Source organism: Clostridium sp. UBA1056 (genome assembly GCA_002316385.1).
GTDB lineage: Bacteria > Bacillota > Clostridia > Clostridiales > Clostridiaceae > Clostridium_J.
The window spans coordinates 1-16,673 of the sequence record DCDL01000024.1; the positions used below are offsets into that span (position 1 = coordinate 1).

Sequence of the window (16,673 nt, forward strand, 5' to 3'; positions counted from 1 at the left end):
AAGCTTCAGAGGGAGTAAAAACCACCTCTAAAGCAAAGAACTCTGTTTATTAATAAGTGGCAAAGCTTAAAAACCTAATTATTAAGGAGGTGAAATTAAAGAAATGAATAAAAAGTTCATTTAGATTTGCGCAAAGGAGCAAATTAGAGATTTTGAGCATAACTTAGGGGGGAAAAAATGAAATTTGAATTTGTAAATACAAATAGTGATTATGCTAAAGAAATTTTAAATTGGCACTATGAAGGTGAGTATTATTTTTATGATATGGATTTTGATAAAGAAGATTTAGAAGAGTTTTTAGAAAAAATAAAGAGTAATCATTGGGAAAATCACTATGTTGTTTTGAGTGAGAGAAAAGAAGTTATAGGAATGTTTTCGTTTGAATTTAGCGATAATGCAGTTAATATTGGTTTAGGCTTAAGGCCAGATTTTACAGGAAAGGGGGTAGGATATGATTTTGTAGTAGAAGGTATCAATTTCGGAATAAGAAAGTTTAACTTCATAGGTAAATATATAACTTTATCTGTGGCTGCATTTAACAAAAGAGCTATAAAGGTATACGAAGAAATTGGATTTAAAGAATCTGATAGATACATTGAGAACATAAATCAAGAGAAATATGAATTTATTAAAATGACAAAAAAATTATATTGAAAAATTAATAATCATAAAGTTAAAGATAGAAAGAAAATTTTAATCAATAAGGGAGAGAAATACAAAATGAAATCTAATAAAAATAAAGATATGAAACAACTTAGGGAAATAAAAGAATTTAAAGAAGTATTAGGTCATAAAAAGTCAAGAGTTACAACAATATTTAACAAATCACAAAATGAAGCTATATACAGTGCGGTTGGATTCAAAGTTTTTACTGCAGAGCATCATCGGTGATGCCAAGTATAGCTTTAAAATCTATTAGAGAAACAGGAGGAATTTTATAGTGATTTATCATGAAGATGGGAGAATTAAGATAAGAGATATAGAACAAGAAGATATAATTAACTTATTTTCTTGTAGAATTGATAAGGAAATTAATAAGTATGATCCAAGACCAATACCAAGCAATAGTAAGGAGTTAATTCAAGAATGCAGAATCTATTGCAATAACTTTGAAAGAAATGTAATCAATGATAATAAAGAAGATAGGATGTATAGGTATTTTATAGTTACTGACAATGAAGAGAATTTTATAGGGTTTGTTAATTTCTTTAGTATAGACACAGTAGTAAAGCAAGGTGAAATGGGAGTCACTATAGGTAATAAAAGATATTGGAGAAAAGGTATAGCTTATGACTCTATAAGAGTTGCTATGAACTATATATTTAACAACATGGATATCAACAGAATATATGTAGAAATTGAAGAAAATAACAAGCCATCATTAGCTTTATTTAATAAATTAGGCTTTAAAAAATGTGATGAGTATTTGGAAGATGAAGAATTTAAATTTATAGTAATGGATATTAAATCTTATAAATAGTAGAAGAATTAAGTTTGTTAGGCCAATAAATTTAAAGGAAACTCCTCTTCACTTTGTTGAAAGGAGTAAGTCCTAATAACCAATGGAGTATCACTTAAGGAGGTGAAGTTTTATGACACCTAATTACAAGGCGATGTTTTTAAATTAGTAAAGGAGGAAAATAGTACTATGATTAAAACATTGCCAAGAATATTTAATATATTTAACTATCTTCCTCTAAGGATTAGAAAGGAAGAGGAAGATGGAAAGAGAGTTAAAGGTATTAAAGATAAATTGGAGTTTAAAAGAGTGTGGTCCTAATGAGGAGTTAAGATATTGTCATAACTGTGGTAAGAAAGTTATATTTATAGATTCTCTCATAAGAAGAGAGAATGCCAATGGAAAAAATATAAGCAGATATGCCATATATAAATGTCCTCAGGATCACACATGGAATAAAAAACTTGCAGATTTTAAAAGTAAACCAGATATGGAAAATATTCCACATAATCTTGAGAAGGTTGAAAACTGTATAGAAGTAATTAATTTGCAAGAAACAATTGAGAAAGGATATGACAAAATAGAGATTCAAGTTATTTGCTTTCGAGCTAAGATTAGAGTAGATAAGCTTTTATCAAATAATATATATGATTTAACCAGAAGTAAAATTGAAAGAGCTATAAGGATGGGAGTAATTACTTTAAATGATCATGAAACTGAATGTAAAACTACAATAAAATCTGAAGCTAGTATAGATATTGATTTGAAAAATATAAGCAATATCTAGTATGAGATTGAAGTTAAATTTTATATAGTTCCATATATAAACATTTATCTATGGAACTATATAAATATTTAACATTTTAAAAAGTTTTCTTTATACATTTTAAAATGTTAAAATGCTCAATATACAAGCGCATATGTTGATATTTCTAACAAAAACAAGGAGGAAATAATCTATGAAATTTGAAAAGTGGTCAAAAGATATATTGAATTATTCATTATACCACCTTATTCAAATGTAGATTTAATACTAGAAAGACTTAAAGAAATCAGAAAGTAGGTAATAAAATAATATGAGTGAAAATTATGAAATAGAAGAAATGGGGAGCTTTTTCAATTTAAGGGCCGAAGGATATGAAAAGCATATGGAAGACGCCATAAATTCATTTGAAGAATACTACAAGTTAGTTTCTTCTACGCTAGAATACACTGAAGATGCTATTGAAATTTTAGATTTAGGATGTGGTACAGGCCTTGAGTTAGAAGAAATATTCAATAAGGCGCCTAATGCTAGAATAACTTGTATGGACCTATCAGAAGAAATGCTAAAAATTCTTAAAGAAAAATATAAGGATAAATTGAATCAAATAAATATAGCTATTGCCTCTTACCTAGAAGAAGACTTCGGTATAAAGAAATATGATTATGTGTTTGGAATAATGACTATGCATCACTTCTTATATGATGAAAAGTTAGATATTTATAAAAAGATTAAATTAGCTTTGAAGGATGATGGAAGTTATATAGAGGGTGATTATGTGGTAAGTAAATACTATGAAAAAAAGTGGCTTAAACAAAGAGTTGACTTATTAAAAGAACAAGGTGATGAAAAAATTAAACTTTATCATATAGATATTCCTTTTACATTAACTACACAAAGAAGGCTATTCAAAGAAGCAGGTTTTAAAAGTCTTCATATTATCTTTGAAAAAGGTGAGCACTTAATTTATGAGGTAAAGTAAAATAATTAATACAAAGTCGTTTATATTTTACTTATACAATATAAGAATATAAGAGAAAAATGGGTAGGGATTACTTATTTTTAAACTGTAACTAACACCTATAATTTAAAACTGTATAAAAATAGTAGACAAGAAATGTTAGTCATAAGATAAACTTAATTGAAAATTTGGTATCGCAATAATCAATTGAAAGGGGTGATGACTATGAAGTTACCATTGAAAGATTACTTTGAGTTATTATATAAGTATTTAAAAAGACAAAAATTTATGGTAATCCTATTATTCTTTATATTAGTTATGAACTTAGTGATACAGTTAGTGAATCCGCAGATATTGAGATATTATATTGATGCTGTAACACAAAATGAAGGAATTGAAAATTTATTAATAGCAGCCTTATTATTCATAGGCTTTGGAATTATAAGACAAGTATTTAAAATTGTATCTACTTATATTAGTGAAAAGGTTGGATGGACAGCAACTAATGCATTAAGAAGTGATTTAATAAAGCATTGTATAAATTTAGATATGGATTTTCATAAAGCTCATCAATCAGGAGAAATGCTTGAAAGAGTTGATGGAGATATAAATGCATTATTTAGCTTTTTCTCTACTTTTGTATTACAATTGCTATCTAATCTAGGACTTTTGATAGGAATAATTTTATTGCTTTATAGAGAAGATTGGAGAATTGGATTAACGTTAACGGTGATTGCTATTTTAGACATGGTAGTAATGAAATATATAGAGAAAAAATCATTAAAGCATTGGGAGAAATCAAGAGCATATAATGCTCAGTTATATGGATTTTTAGGGGAGCAAATTACTAGTGTAGAGGATATAAACACTTGTGGTGCTAAAAATTACACTATGAATAGTTTATATAAGCTATATAGAAAGATGCTACCTATAGAAGTAAAAGCATCTTTAGGACATTATTATATGTAGATAGTTAATATAATTGTTTTTGCCTTAGGAAACGCTGCTGCACTAATACTTTCAGCATATTTTTATGGAAATTCATTAATAACTTTTGGAACTGTATATTTAATATTTTATTATGTGGAGCTTATGGCTAGTCCTTTAGAGGAGATAAGGTCACAAATGCAAAGGCTTCAAAGATCAGAAGCCAGTATTAAGCGTGTAAAGGAGCTTTTACTAGGTCAATTATTATAGCTATTGGGGGAAGAGTAGATGCCAACCATAGATTTTCTATGAGTGCACTACTTAGAAGAAATCTACTAGAGTGTATTCTAAATAATCCACTAATTGAGAACAAAACTTCCTTAGGAGAGTCTATGAACTGTTTTAGAGATGATATAGGGGAGATTGAAGATGTTATAAGCTTTACTTTAGATATAATGGGAGATGGATTATTTGCTTTAGGTGCATTAATTATTTTATTAACTATAAATGTAAAGGTGACGTTGTTTATTTTTGCTCCTCTAGTTGTAGTTATAATATTATCACAAAAAGCTATGAAATATATCTCAAAATATAGAACAACTGCTAGGGAAGCTACAGGGGATGTATCTGGAGCAATAGGAGAGATATTTAATGGAATACAAGCTATAAAGATATCAGGTAGTGAAGAATATATTATCGATAATCTAAATAGTCTCAATGAAAAAAGAATGAAGTATATGGTAAGAGATAAGATTTTTGTAAACATTATGGATGCTATATATGAGAATGCTGTAACTATTGGGACTGGATTCATATTGCTATTAACAGGTAGATATATGTTAGAAGGAAGTTTTTCCGTAGGAGATTTTTCACTATTTGTATATTATCTTCCCTTTGTAGCTGACTTTGCTGGTTTTCTTGGAGAAATTTTTGCTAGATATCAGCAAGGAGGAATTGCCTTTAAACGAATGTTTAAGTTATTGGATGGAAATATGGAGAGGAGCTATTAGCACATAATTCATTACAGCTAAAAGGAGAATTAATTGATGAAGAGGTTAAACAACAGAATCATACAGAGTTAAGATCTCTGAAAATTAAGAATTTAACCTATATGTATAATGAAACCAATGGTATAAAAAATATAAATTTTACGATAAATCAAGGTGAGTTTGTAGTATTTACAGGAAGGATTGGTGCTGGAAAGACAACTCTTATTAAATCTATTTTAGGTATGCTTCCTATGGATGATGGAAAAATCTATTTTAATAATGAAGAAGTTGAGAAAAATAGTGAAAAATTTGTTCCTCCAAGGGTAGCTTATACATCTCAGAATCCCAACCTATTTAGTGATACTATCAAAAACAATGTTCTTTTGGGCTTAAAGGAGGAAAAAGAAAACTTAAATCAAGCCATATATTCTGCTGCTCTGGATAGGGATATTAGTAACTTTAAGGATGAAGTGAATACTGTAATAGGTTCTAAAGGAGTAAAGCTTTCTGGAGGGCAAAGACAAAGGGTTGCTGTGGCAAGGATGTTTGCAAGAAAGGCTGATTTATATATTTTTGATGATATATCTAGTGCTTTAGATATAGAAACTGAAATAAAGCTTTGGGATAGAATGTTTGAAAGAAAAAATATAACTGCCATGGTAGTTTCTAATAGACATGTGGCCTTAAAAAATGCAGATAAAATTTTAGTTATGAAGGATGGAAAAATTGAAGGGGAAGGAAAGCTTGAATACCTTCTTGAAACTTGTGAAGAAATGAGGCAGATATGGGGTCTTGAGGCTTAGGGAGTAGTTTTAAATTATTATGGTTTAGTATAAGATAGGAATTCTTTGGGAATAGTAGGTTTGAATAATTAAATTTGTTGTATATGGAGGAGAAATACGTGAGCATAGAAGTAACAAAATTTTATTTAGCTATTATTCTTATAGGATTTCTAACTATTCTTTGGCATAAATCATATCATCTTACTAAGGACAATGATTTAGAAGAGAAAATAGATTATCTAAAAGAAAACTTTGGATATCCAAAATCAAACTTTATTTTACCCGTTGAATTAAAGAAACTTTTATTAGATAGAAATTTTGATCCCATGTCCATAAGGAAGTTAGTTAGTTGTATCATGGAACATTTGAATATTTCTATGTTTGGAGTAGATGTAATTATAGAGTATAATGATGATAATTTACATATCACTGATAATAGTGATAAAAACTATAGTAAATTTATCAGAGATGAAAATGAAATACGACTAAATATAAAGTCATATTATGCATTAGAGCATATAGTAACTTTAACTAGTTATCAATGCATCTATTATTATATTAGTTGTAGTGATATTAATATAAGTAATAATCCATGTAGAGAAACTCTTTTAGAAATTGCTGCTATATATTTAGGGTTTGGTAATTTTACATCAAGAGCTCATACTCCTATTGAAAGAATAGTGGAGGAGAGGGCGGAAGGTAATATGAGAGTTATTACTAAAGAAGTATCAATTATAGGGCATCTCAATGCTATTGAGATAAATTATGTTATTAATAGGGTTAGTGAATTAAAATTATTAAGTATTGTAAAAGATAGAAACATGAACAGGAGCTTAATTAGCAAGAAGAATATATAGAAACCTAAAATGGATGATATTATTAAAAACTTAATTAATATCATCCATTTTAGGCTTTGTGTATTGAGTTAAATATAATATATTTTATAAGATATATTCCATATGACAATCAAAGGGCTCAAGATTATATAACTTTTTATTTACTTCTTTAGTTAACACACAATCTATACCTCTATAAAAGTTTTGAGCATTTTCACAAGACGATGCAGATATATAGATTTTTCTAGCCTTTAATTCTCTAGCTTTGTGAGTACACATGTTAAATAGTGTTTTTCCAATACCTTTATGACGGTAGTTATTTGTAATGTGAAGATTAGATAATTGAATATATTGGTTTTTACTTCCAAAGAATTCATTTTCTAATGAAGCAAATCCTACTAATTTACTTTCATCAAAGGCTGCAAAAACTGAGCCACCTTTTTCTAAGGTAGATTTTAATTCATTACATATTGATAATAAATCATTATTATCCCAGTTCTCTTCATAATAGATATCTTTTAGATATTCACTTCCATCTTCTCTTAATCTCCAAGCTCTATATATTTTCTCATGTCTATCAAAATCCTTCAATAGTTCAGGAACTAAGTCAGTTATTTTTAGTTCTTTATATATCATCATTTATTTCCTTTCATAACTTATATTAATAGATTATTTATTATCTAGGATATCCAGATGAGATAACTTATTTGTATAAATTATTTTATAACAATAGCTAGTTATCTGCCAGTGGTGTATTCCAGTATCCCCTGTAGATATAAACATTCTTGAATTTAAAGGGAGCTCTAAAAAGCTTCTAAAGAGCATATTTATTATGCCACCATGAGCTACAATAACTACAGTGGAATCATAGTCATTTTCACTAATTATTTTGGATAGTATTGACTCAGCTCTAGACCTAAATTCTATCATACTCTCCATTCCATGAATGGAGGTGTGAAGCCATCTTACGGAAGGCTCGGGATAACGTTTATTTGCTTCTTCTCTAGATAAGCCCGCTAATAATCCATTATTAAATTCCATAAGTTCATCTTCATATGTAATAAGAACATTAGTTAAGCTAGATAGTAATTTAGCAGTTTCACTAGCACGTTTTAATGGACTAGAATAAATTTTATTAATATTATAATTAGATGATACAAAATTTGCCATGGATAAAGCCTGTTTACGTCCAAGCTTTGTTAAAGAGAAATCTGCCCTCCCTTCATGTACGTTTAATATATCTGCTTCCGATTGTCCATGTCTGGTTACAATAATATTCAAATTAATAGTTCCCCCCTAATAGTAACAATATATTATAAAATAATTATATTATATAAATAGGATGAATTATGTGAATTTTTGGTTAAAGATAGCTGGAGTTAAGTGGAGAATCTATGTGACTGGATAATAGTAGGATAAAATATGTAATTATACATTATTATAGAATCATAGGAACTGTTCCACTATGAAAAAATCATGAATTTTATGGTATACATAAGTAATAGCAGAGTTATAAGGAGTGATACTAATGAAGAAAAAGTTTATTGCACTAATTATATGTGGAGCATTAGCATGTACTGCACTAGTGGGACTAGCCTTTCAAAATAGCATAGAAAGTGCTAATAATTCTAAGAATGTTAATAAATCAATAATTAAAAGTGTAGATAAGGAAAATGAGGTAGAACAAAAGGAAACTAATAAAGTCGGTTCATATAATGAAGAAAATAGTGAGGCTGTAGGTAGCAATAATGATGGAGGAAATGAGAATACTACTAGATTTTCAAGAGGTGGACAAGATACAAATTCGAAAAGTAATGAAACAGTAGCTACCAATAACCAAAGAGATAATTTAGACAAAACAGAAAAAAATAGTACTTCAGTTGGTAATGAAGAAGAAATAACATATAGTAATCCTTCTAACAATACTAATAGGCAAGAAACATCAACACCATCTCAAGGACAAGCTAACAAACCAAATCAATCTATATCATCTACTGTTCAAGGAGATTTCTCATCTCAAATAGAGCAGTTTATATTTACAAAAGTGAATGAAGAAAGAGTTCGAGCTGGTATGAATACCTTAAGTTATAGTGGTCTTATGGAGAAATATGCAAGAATAAAATCTCAAGATATGGGAGATAGAAACTATTTTGATCATAAAAATCCAGAAGGAGAACTTATAACAGCTCAAATGGATAGAGATGGTATTTCATATAGATCTTGGGGAGAAAATATAGCTTATATAGGGGGAGTATCTGATATAAATGAACTTGCTAATCAGTTTATGACAAATTGGATGAATTCACAAGGACATAGAGAAAATATATTATCTCCTAATTTTACAAGTATAGGTGTAGGAGTATATAAAGTTGGAAATAGATACTACGCTACTCAAGAGTTTTATAAATAAGTACAAGCGTTAAAAAATTAGATTGTAAATACATAACAGAACACTTAATTTTAAAAAGGCACTAAGAAAAAACTTCTTTAGTGCTTTTATTTTGTATAAAAATATTTATGGAAAATAGTGCGGTACATTTGTTAAAATTGTAAGTTTATTGTAGTATATAATAAAGACTTGTCTAGTAATGGATATAAGTAGGAGGAGTAGTGATGAAAGTCAATTTCTATAAATTTAATGAGATAGATGAAAGTAGATTAAAATTTGCTGTAATAATGGCTAAATATAAGAATCAATGGATATTTGTAAAGCATAAGGAAAGAGATACTTGGGAGATTCCAGGTGGACATAGAGAAGCAGATGAAAGTATAAAGGAAACCGCAGAGAGAGAGTTAAGAGAAGAAACGGGGGCTGTAAAATTTAAACTCAATGCAGTGAGTATATATTCTGTAGTAAGAGAGAGTAATGATATACAAGATTATGATGAATCCTATGGGGCACTTTTCTTTGCCGATATTGAAGAATTAGGAAAGCTTCCTAATTTAGAAATTAAAGAAGTTTCCTTATTTAGTAATCAACCTAAAAATCTTACTTATCCATTAATACAACCTTACTTATTTGACAAGGTTAGCAGAGTTTATACTCTAGATAATAAATCAGAATTTAATAATCCTATAAGTATCATATAACAAATGTAAATAAAAAAGGATGGGGAAGTTATGAGAGAATTAGATTATAAAGAAAATAAAAGAGGTGATTTAAACTCATTAGGACTTATAAAACCAGTTATGTTAAAGCCGGGAGATAAGATTGCAGCTATAAGTTTATCTTGGGGTGGAGCAGGAGATGAAGATATACTTTGGAGATATGAAGTTGGTAAAAAAAGACTAGAAGAGGATTTTGGGCTTCAAGTTATAGAGCTTAACTCAACCCTTAAGGGAACTGGGTATGTATATAACCATCCAGAGGAGAGAGCAAAGGACTTAATGGGGGCCTTTAAGGATTCTTCAATTAGAGGAATCTTTTCTTGTATTGGAGGAGATGAGAGCATAAGAATTTTACCTTATATTGATTATGAGATAATAAGGAAAAATCCTAAGATTTTTATTGGATATTCTGATAGTACAGTTACACATTTTATATGTATGAAGGCTGGAATTTCCAGTTTCTATGGACCTGCAATCCTTTCTGAATTTGCTGAAAATATAAAAATGTTTGACTATACAAAAGAGCACATTAATAAGGCATTATTTAATGATACTCCAATAGGTAATATTAAATCATCAGAAATTTGGACAAGTGAATACTTACCTTGGGAAGTAAAGAATAAATTTATTTCAAGAAAGGTTAGTAGTAATACAGGATATGAATTATTGCAAGGAAGTGGCAGGGTTCAAGGGCATTTAATTGGAGGCTGTATTGATGTATTAGAAATGCTAAAAGGAACTGAAGTATGGCCAGATATTAAACTATGGAAGAATGGTATATTATTTTTGGAAACCTCAGAAGATAAGCCGGAACCTACCTATGTAGAATACTGGTTACGAAACTATGGAGCACAAGGAATTTTACAAAATATAAATGGAATAATATTTGGTAAACCTTATGATAATGTTTATTATGAAGAATATAGAAAAGTATTCATTAAGGTAATAAGAGAAGAATTGAAGCTAAAGGATTTATCAATTTTATTTAATGTGAATTTCGGGCATACAGCTCCTATAATTACTATTCCTTATGGAGCAAAGGCAGAAATAAACTGTGAAGAGAAAAATTTTTCAATAGTAGAAAGTGGAGTTAGAGTAGGGAAATAAATATGTGGGATGATTTAAAAATACATTGATAGGAAGCTTTTTCTTTAGACTGGAAATTTTTTAAGAAAAATTAAACTCCCATAGGCACTGCCACTATCGATGATAAGGATGAGGCTATTTCTAAGCGAAGAAATAAAAATTTAGAAGGGAATTAGAGTCCTGGAAGATATATTGTATAGAATGAGTAGAACTTGGGAAAAAACTATATAAAGAAGGATATTTTAAAGATGCTATTAATAAAGATAAACACATATCTATAATTTATTATGAAGTTATAAGAAGTTATGAGTAGATGGAATAGGAAATAAATTATAAACACAGTATCTTGTGTGATGTACATGGAATATAATAAGGAAGTGATAAAATGAGATATGTTATTGTTTCAGTTATAAAGGGAGAAGCGGGAGATTTTAACAATAATCTTAGAAAAGAAGTTTATGAAAAGTTTAAAGCTAAATCCTCAAAATTACCTGCACATTTTACTATAAAGGCTCCATTTGAATATGATGACGATATTACAGAAATAGAGAAGTCAATAGAGGATTATTGTATACAGCATAGAAGAGAGCCTTTAGAGATTAAAGGATATAATCACTTTGATGATAGAGTAATATATATGGATATGGCAATGAGTAGGGAAGGAAGAATTTTGCATGATGGATTAATTGAAGAAATGAGTAAGGTTCCCTATATTGAATTTACAAATAAGGATGGTAAGGATAAAATATTTCATATAACCATAAGCTCTAAAAGAATAAAAAGCATATATTATGATCTTTGGAATTATGTAAATAAATATCCATGTAGTTTTCAAAGCTATTTTGATAATGTGAGCATTTATAGGTGGGAAAATAATACGTGGGTGCTACATAAAGAGTATCTCTTCCAACAGTAGCTATCATGAAAAAAGAAATATATAGAGTTATAATTTTATATCTTAGATTAAAAATGTAGTAAATTTTTAAAATAGAAGTTAGCATAAATTTCATTAAGTAATATATATTTAGAAAGGAGTAGATATGGGTAAGGATATTAAAAAAAGATGCATAATGATATTTCCTAAATTCGAAAATATACAGATAATTAATGAGATTAGAGAAATATATGATCCTGTTGTCAATAATGTAAAGCCACATATTACATTGGTATTTCCTTTTGAAAGCAGTATTGGAGAAGATGAACTGAGAAAGTGGTTAACTGTGACATTAAAGAACACCAGGTGTTTTGAGGTAGAACTAAAAGATGTAATAAAAATTAGTAGTGATTCAATGTTCTATCTATGCTTAGAAGTCAAAAAAGGTAGAGAAGAAATAAAAAAAATTAGTAGTAAACTGTATAGGGGAATATTAAAAGAATATAAACCAAAATGGCTAAATCATGTTGAGTTCATACCTCATATGACTATTGGAAAATTCACCAATGCAGAAGAACTAAATAGTGCTTATGAAGAAATCAGCAATTTAAAAGAAAAGTTTCATTCAAAGGTGGACAAGGTATCTGTAGAAATTGTGATTGAGAATGATGCAGCAATTAGGGAGATAGAAGTAGATTTACTAAAATAATTTACAAGGATAAGCTTTATAAGGAGGACTATATATTATGAAGAGAAGATTTGCTCATAAACCAGACTGGAGTAGAGTATTGAAAAGAGAGTTTAAGATTGAATTCGTTGATAATGAAGAGTTAAGGGGATATATATCTAGTATAAAGATTAAAGATATAACAGAATCGTTAACAATACAAACTAAGGGGGTGGATTATTGTATTGTTGACGAAGGATATTATTGGATTCAATATTTCCCAGAAGGTAAGAATTTCGTATTAACAGTTATGATTGATGAAAAGGATAATGTAATTCAGTGGTATTTTGATATTTCAGAAAAATATGAGCTTACTGAGGATGGAATTCCATTTTATGATGATTTATTTTTAGATATAGCAGTATTGACTACAGGAGAAGTAATATTGTTAGACGAAGATGAATTGAATGATGCTTTAGATAAAAATGAAATAACAGAAAAACAATATAATAATGCGATGAGACAAGCACAGGAGCTTATAGTATGGATAAATGAAAATTTTGAGAAATTAAATGAACTTACCAAGAAATATTATTATTATTTAAAAGATATTCCTCAGGAAATGAATTGGATATAAGATAAAATTTGTATAAAAATATAGAAGCTATCACTTAATATTTTTGAATAACTTAGATGTAAAATTGTACCTAGAGCAATTTATAAAAGAAATTGTAAACTTTACAGTTAAAAAAAGATTACAATTTTCGTGAAATCTATAGAAATGGATGTACACATATGTTAATATATGAAGGAAGAATTTTAAAAATTAAAATATATAAGTGTTAACATTGGAGGTACAGCATTGAAAATTACAACTAAAAAAATTATATTATGTGCTCTTTTTGCAGCACTAACATCTGTTCTTTCACAGATATCAATACCGCTGCCATTTACACCAGTTCCTATAAATCTTGCAACAGTTTCAGTTTTTATGGCAGGAGGCTTATTAGGAGCTAAAGAGGGAGCAATTAGTCAAGTTATATATGTAATAATTGGAGCTATTGGAGTTCCTGTTTTTGCAAACTTTACTGCAGGTCTTAGTATTGTTGTAGGACCTACGGGAGGATATATAGCAGGATACATAGTATCTGCAATCATAGTTGGAATTATAGTAAAAAAACTAGGTGATAATCTATATTCATATATAGTTGCTATGTCAGTGGGTATTCTAGGATGTTACTTTGTTGGTACAGCATGGTTTATGTATTTAACTAAAAGTGAATTAATAGAGGCACTACTCATGTGTGTAGTACCATTTTTATTTGGGGATATATTAAAGATTATATTATCAGCATTCTTAGTCAAAAAATTAAAAAAATATGTATAGTTAACAATAAAGCACAGTAGATGTTATTACTACTGTGCTTTATTGCTAATCTAAAATTAAAGTATGTTTAGCATGTAGGATTTAGCTATATTTTTGTATCCATATTTAATCAGTGTTTCGACTACAATACTTCTCACTTCGTAGCCAGTAGTTACTTCTCTAGATAATGATACTAAAACTGATTCCACATCTGAAACTATTAATTCTAGCTCTTTTGAATTAAGCTGAATGCCTAAGTCAGAACCAGCGTTTTCAACACTAGTCTTAATTTTGAGTGGTTCAAAGGAAACTATTTTTCCATTTTTTTTCATAAATTTCATATACATAACTCCTTACTATGGTTATTATTCACATATAAGTTTATTTAAAGTAATTACATCACTGAAATAAATATTTATAATATAGATTTCATTAATATTATTTACAGATAATTAAATTATTATTTTAAAGAGGATTAATGAGAAGTTTATAGAATTTAATAATTGTTAATATATTAAAAACTTACTCATATTATTAATTAGAGGAAAAATTTCACTAACACTAGTTGTAAATGAGGAGATTTATTAGAAGGGAGAATTAATATGACGAAAACTCAATTAAAAGCAAATATTTTACTTCTACTTACAGCGGCAATATGGGGATTAGCATTTGTTGCTCAAAAAGTGGGAGCAGAATATGTGGGCGCATTTACATTTAACGGCATTAGATTTGCCCTTGGAAGTATTTCATTAATACCATTAATTTTGCTTTTAAATAAGAAGAAGGAGAATAATGATGTAAAAAAAGAAGAAGGAGGAAATTCTTTAAAACATACTATAAGAGCCGGAATAATAGTTGGATGTGCTTTATTTATAGCAACAAGTCTTCAACAGACTGGGGTTATGTATACCACTGCAGGAAAAGCTGGCTTTATTACGGGACTTTATATGGTTATAGTTCCTATATTAGGGTTATTTTTAAAACAAAAAGTTAATAACACCACTTGGATTGGAATAGTTATAGCGATTATAGGATTATATTTATTGAGTATTAATGAAGATTTTTCTATATCCAAAGGAGATTTATTAGTACTTATCGGATCAGTAGGATGGGCCATACATATATTATTAATTGATAACTTTACTAAGAAAATAGATCCGCTAAAGTTATCTAGTATACAGTTTGCAACATGTTCAATTTTAAGTTTATTAGTAGCATTTATATTTGAGGACATTAATATGGTAGGTATATCAGCGGCACTTGTGCCTATACTTTATGGTGGACTTTTATCTGTGGGAGTTGCATACACACTACAAGTAGTAGCACAGAAGAATGCAAAACCATCTCATGCGGCTATACTTCTTAGCATGGAATCTGTATTTGGCGCCATAGGTGGAGCTATGTTCTTAGGTGAAAGAATTGGTTCAAGAGGTTTAGTTGGATGTGTACTGATTTTTATAGCTATAATAGTTTCTCAATTAAAGCCTGCTACGGATAATATTGTTGAGCTTAGCAAGGATATTTAAGAGAAAAGATCACTTGTGAAATTATTATCAGGGGTTCTTTGTAGGAAAATCATGGTAAGTATAATTTATTAATTTAATAAATTATAGGTAGGATTATAACTACTACAATGATTAATGTAGTAGTTATAGGAATACCAGCTTTAATAATAGGAGTTAGGATAGGAAATATACTGGCTAAAAAATTAAGACAAGAAGCATTTTTAAAACTGCCATATATACTTTTGTTAATCTCAGGAATAAGTCTAATTATTTAAAGATGCATTAATAAATAATTAGACATTTTATAAGTATAATATATTAATAACAGTAGCGATAGAATTTTCAATATTTTATTGAAGATTTTTTCACCGATGGAGTTAGTCTTAAGATTAAGTATTTTAATCTTAAGTTTAAGTGGAAATAGTAGCTCTACACCTTGGTGAGTAAATAAATCTAAAAATATATGTGAGGCATATCCAAACCAAAAGCCATAGCATAATACTTCTATTACAATGTTCCAATCACTTATGAAAATAAAAAACACACAGGCGGTATAAAGAATTATTAAAGATAGTAGGCTGTGGGTAAAGCCCCTATGCCTACATTTTCTACCTAATGTATTTGCCATTAAGGGATATCTTTTACTTGCATATGAGCTTTTAAGATCTATGTCAGGAAAGAGTGCTCCAATATTTGCAGAATGAAAATATAAGATTGTCAATAGTAACTGATAGATTAATAAGTAACTGCTTAAATTCTTTATGATTATTAGATAAATAGTTATAGTAGCGATTAAAAATCCACCAGACTCATGGGTTTGTTTTGTCATTTTTTCACCTTTTATCTTTTGGTTAAATATTAATTATTAAAAGTATAATAAATACTCAATAATTAAGTATATTATATATTAATTATTGAGCTACGTACATATGTTTTAGTATATATAACATATTTAATAATACGATATAAATAGTATCACTAGTGTTTAATTATTAGACTGAAAATACTACTGACAATAATTCTATGTAGTAAATTTGTATTTCTACCATACCTCCATTTAGTAAAGCGTATAATTTAAGAGATTAATGATTTTATGCAGTCTGACTCCAAATTAAGAGAAGCAATAAAAAGCGTCAGTTTGGGAATATTATATAATTATAATATTCATATTGATTACGATATTTATATTCTAATATTAAATGAATTAGTTTCTATTGCTTTAGAATAACTTCCTGTAAATGAGAAACTAAAAAAGTTTTGAGGTATAAAGCTTATAGACTCTTCAGATATAAATATGGTTAAAACTTATTTTGAGTAGGCAAAATTTGTTCTACAAAATCAGGAATAAAG

At 28.5% G+C, this 16,673-nt stretch carries 23 protein-coding genes; 19 read left to right on the plus strand and 4 right to left on the minus strand.

Going from position 1 to position 16,673, the window contains the following annotated elements; translation table 11 throughout:
• The first annotated feature begins 177 nt into the window (after positions 1-177).
• The 10 genes from B3W71_RS06930 to B3W71_RS06975 all read left to right on the plus strand — a co-directional run bounded on the left by B3W71_RS06930 (position 178) and on the right by B3W71_RS06975 (position 6,738).
• Positions 178-654: a GNAT family N-acetyltransferase gene (locus B3W71_RS06930; RefSeq protein WP_346888212.1), complete on the plus strand. Its 477-nt coding sequence runs from the start codon at positions 178-180 to the stop codon at positions 652-654.
• A 66-nt stretch (positions 655-720) separates the two neighbouring features.
• The gene (locus B3W71_RS06935; RefSeq protein WP_346888213.1) at positions 721-891 is read left to right on the plus strand and encodes a hypothetical protein; all 171 of its coding nucleotides are present in this window, start codon (positions 721-723) and stop codon (positions 889-891) included.
• Positions 892-940: 49 nt separating this feature from the next.
• On the plus strand, positions 941-1,480 hold the full coding sequence (locus B3W71_RS06940) for a GNAT family N-acetyltransferase (protein WP_346888214.1): 540 nt from the start codon (positions 941-943) through the stop codon (positions 1,478-1,480).
• A 168-nt stretch (positions 1,481-1,648) separates the two neighbouring features.
• Positions 1,649-1,780, plus strand: a complete 132-nt coding sequence (locus B3W71_RS06945; RefSeq protein WP_346888215.1) for a hypothetical protein — start codon at positions 1,649-1,651, stop codon at positions 1,778-1,780.
• Positions 1,722-2,246 (plus strand): hypothetical protein, encoded by a 525-nt coding sequence (locus B3W71_RS06950; RefSeq protein ID WP_346888216.1) that lies wholly within the window; start codon positions 1,722-1,724, stop codon positions 2,244-2,246. Before B3W71_RS06945 ends, B3W71_RS06950 begins: the two co-directional genes overlap by 59 nt.
• A 289-nt stretch (positions 2,247-2,535) precedes the next feature.
• Positions 2,536-3,204, plus strand: a complete 669-nt coding sequence (locus B3W71_RS06955) for a class I SAM-dependent methyltransferase (protein WP_346888217.1) — start codon at positions 2,536-2,538, stop codon at positions 3,202-3,204.
• A gap of 204 nt (positions 3,205-3,408) precedes the next feature.
• A complete protein-coding gene (locus B3W71_RS06960; protein ID WP_346888218.1) occupies positions 3,409-4,152 on the plus strand; it encodes an ABC transporter ATP-binding protein in 744 nt (247 codons plus the stop codon).
• Positions 4,153-4,418: 266 nt separating this feature from the next.
• A complete protein-coding gene (locus B3W71_RS06965) occupies positions 4,419-5,120 on the plus strand; it encodes an ABC transporter ATP-binding protein (RefSeq protein WP_346888219.1) in 702 nt (233 codons plus the stop codon).
• A gap of 101 nt (positions 5,121-5,221) precedes the next feature.
• Entirely contained in the window at positions 5,222-5,902 is a 681-nt protein-coding gene (locus tag B3W71_RS06970) for an ATP-binding cassette domain-containing protein (RefSeq protein ID WP_346888220.1), read from the plus strand.
• A 98-nt stretch (positions 5,903-6,000) separates the two neighbouring features.
• The gene (locus tag B3W71_RS06975) at positions 6,001-6,738 is read left to right on the plus strand and encodes a hypothetical protein (RefSeq protein ID WP_346888221.1); all 738 of its coding nucleotides are present in this window, start codon (positions 6,001-6,003) and stop codon (positions 6,736-6,738) included.
• An 84-nt stretch (positions 6,739-6,822) separates the two neighbouring features.
• Here B3W71_RS06975 and B3W71_RS06980 read toward each other — a convergent pair whose 3' ends face one another.
• Both B3W71_RS06980 and B3W71_RS06985 read right to left on the minus strand, forming a co-directional pair.
• A complete protein-coding gene (locus tag B3W71_RS06980) occupies positions 6,823-7,353 on the minus strand; it encodes a GNAT family N-acetyltransferase (RefSeq protein ID WP_346888222.1) in 531 nt (176 codons plus the stop codon).
• Positions 7,354-7,386: 33 nt separating this feature from the next.
• Entirely contained in the window at positions 7,387-7,998 is a 612-nt protein-coding gene (locus tag B3W71_RS06985) for a histidine phosphatase family protein (protein WP_346888223.1), read from the minus strand.
• A 247-nt stretch (positions 7,999-8,245) separates the two neighbouring features.
• Between B3W71_RS06985 and B3W71_RS06990 the strand changes: the two genes are divergently transcribed.
• From B3W71_RS06990 to B3W71_RS07020, 7 genes are all read left to right on the plus strand, one after another.
• Complete coding sequence (locus B3W71_RS06990) at positions 8,246-9,127, plus strand: CAP domain-containing protein (RefSeq protein WP_346888224.1); 882 nt, start codon at positions 8,246-8,248, stop codon at positions 9,125-9,127.
• Positions 9,128-9,330: 203 nt separating this feature from the next.
• A complete protein-coding gene (locus tag B3W71_RS06995; protein ID WP_346888225.1) occupies positions 9,331-9,807 on the plus strand; it encodes an NUDIX hydrolase in 477 nt (158 codons plus the stop codon).
• A 30-nt stretch (positions 9,808-9,837) separates the two neighbouring features.
• The gene (locus B3W71_RS07000; RefSeq protein WP_414631996.1) at positions 9,838-10,932 is read left to right on the plus strand and encodes a S66 family peptidase; all 1,095 of its coding nucleotides are present in this window, start codon (positions 9,838-9,840) and stop codon (positions 10,930-10,932) included.
• A gap of 364 nt (positions 10,933-11,296) precedes the next feature.
• Positions 11,297-11,827, plus strand: coding sequence for a 2'-5' RNA ligase family protein (locus B3W71_RS07005; protein WP_346888226.1), 531 nt, complete (start codon positions 11,297-11,299; stop codon positions 11,825-11,827).
• Positions 11,828-11,951: 124 nt separating this feature from the next.
• Positions 11,952-12,494: a 2'-5' RNA ligase family protein gene (locus tag B3W71_RS07010; protein ID WP_346888227.1), complete on the plus strand. Its 543-nt coding sequence runs from the start codon at positions 11,952-11,954 to the stop codon at positions 12,492-12,494.
• Between the two features lie 37 nt (positions 12,495-12,531).
• On the plus strand, positions 12,532-13,089 hold the full coding sequence (locus B3W71_RS07015) for a DUF402 domain-containing protein (RefSeq protein WP_346888228.1): 558 nt from the start codon (positions 12,532-12,534) through the stop codon (positions 13,087-13,089).
• 225 nt (positions 13,090-13,314) lie between these two features.
• Entirely contained in the window at positions 13,315-13,839 is a 525-nt protein-coding gene (locus tag B3W71_RS07020; protein ID WP_346888229.1) for a biotin transporter BioY, read from the plus strand.
• A gap of 56 nt (positions 13,840-13,895) precedes the next feature.
• Here the strand turns inward: B3W71_RS07020 and B3W71_RS07025 are convergent, their stop codons facing one another.
• Positions 13,896-14,159, minus strand: a complete 264-nt coding sequence (locus tag B3W71_RS07025; protein ID WP_346888230.1) for an ATP cone domain-containing protein — start codon at positions 14,157-14,159, stop codon at positions 13,896-13,898.
• A 261-nt stretch (positions 14,160-14,420) separates the two neighbouring features.
• On the opposite strand from B3W71_RS07025, the gene B3W71_RS07030 reads away from it, so the two are divergent.
• The gene (locus B3W71_RS07030) at positions 14,421-15,344 is read left to right on the plus strand and encodes a DMT family transporter (protein WP_346888231.1); all 924 of its coding nucleotides are present in this window, start codon (positions 14,421-14,423) and stop codon (positions 15,342-15,344) included.
• Positions 15,345-15,451: 107 nt separating this feature from the next.
• Entirely contained in the window at positions 15,452-15,598 is a 147-nt protein-coding gene (locus B3W71_RS07035; protein WP_346888232.1) for a hypothetical protein, read from the plus strand.
• Here B3W71_RS07035 and B3W71_RS19265 read toward each other — a convergent pair.
• Positions 15,595-16,152 (minus strand): metal-dependent hydrolase, encoded by a 558-nt coding sequence (locus tag B3W71_RS19265; protein ID WP_414631997.1) that lies wholly within the window; start codon positions 16,150-16,152, stop codon positions 15,595-15,597. The two genes, B3W71_RS07035 and B3W71_RS19265, sit on opposite strands and share 4 nt — an antisense overlap.
• Positions 16,153-16,673 lie beyond the last annotated feature (521 nt).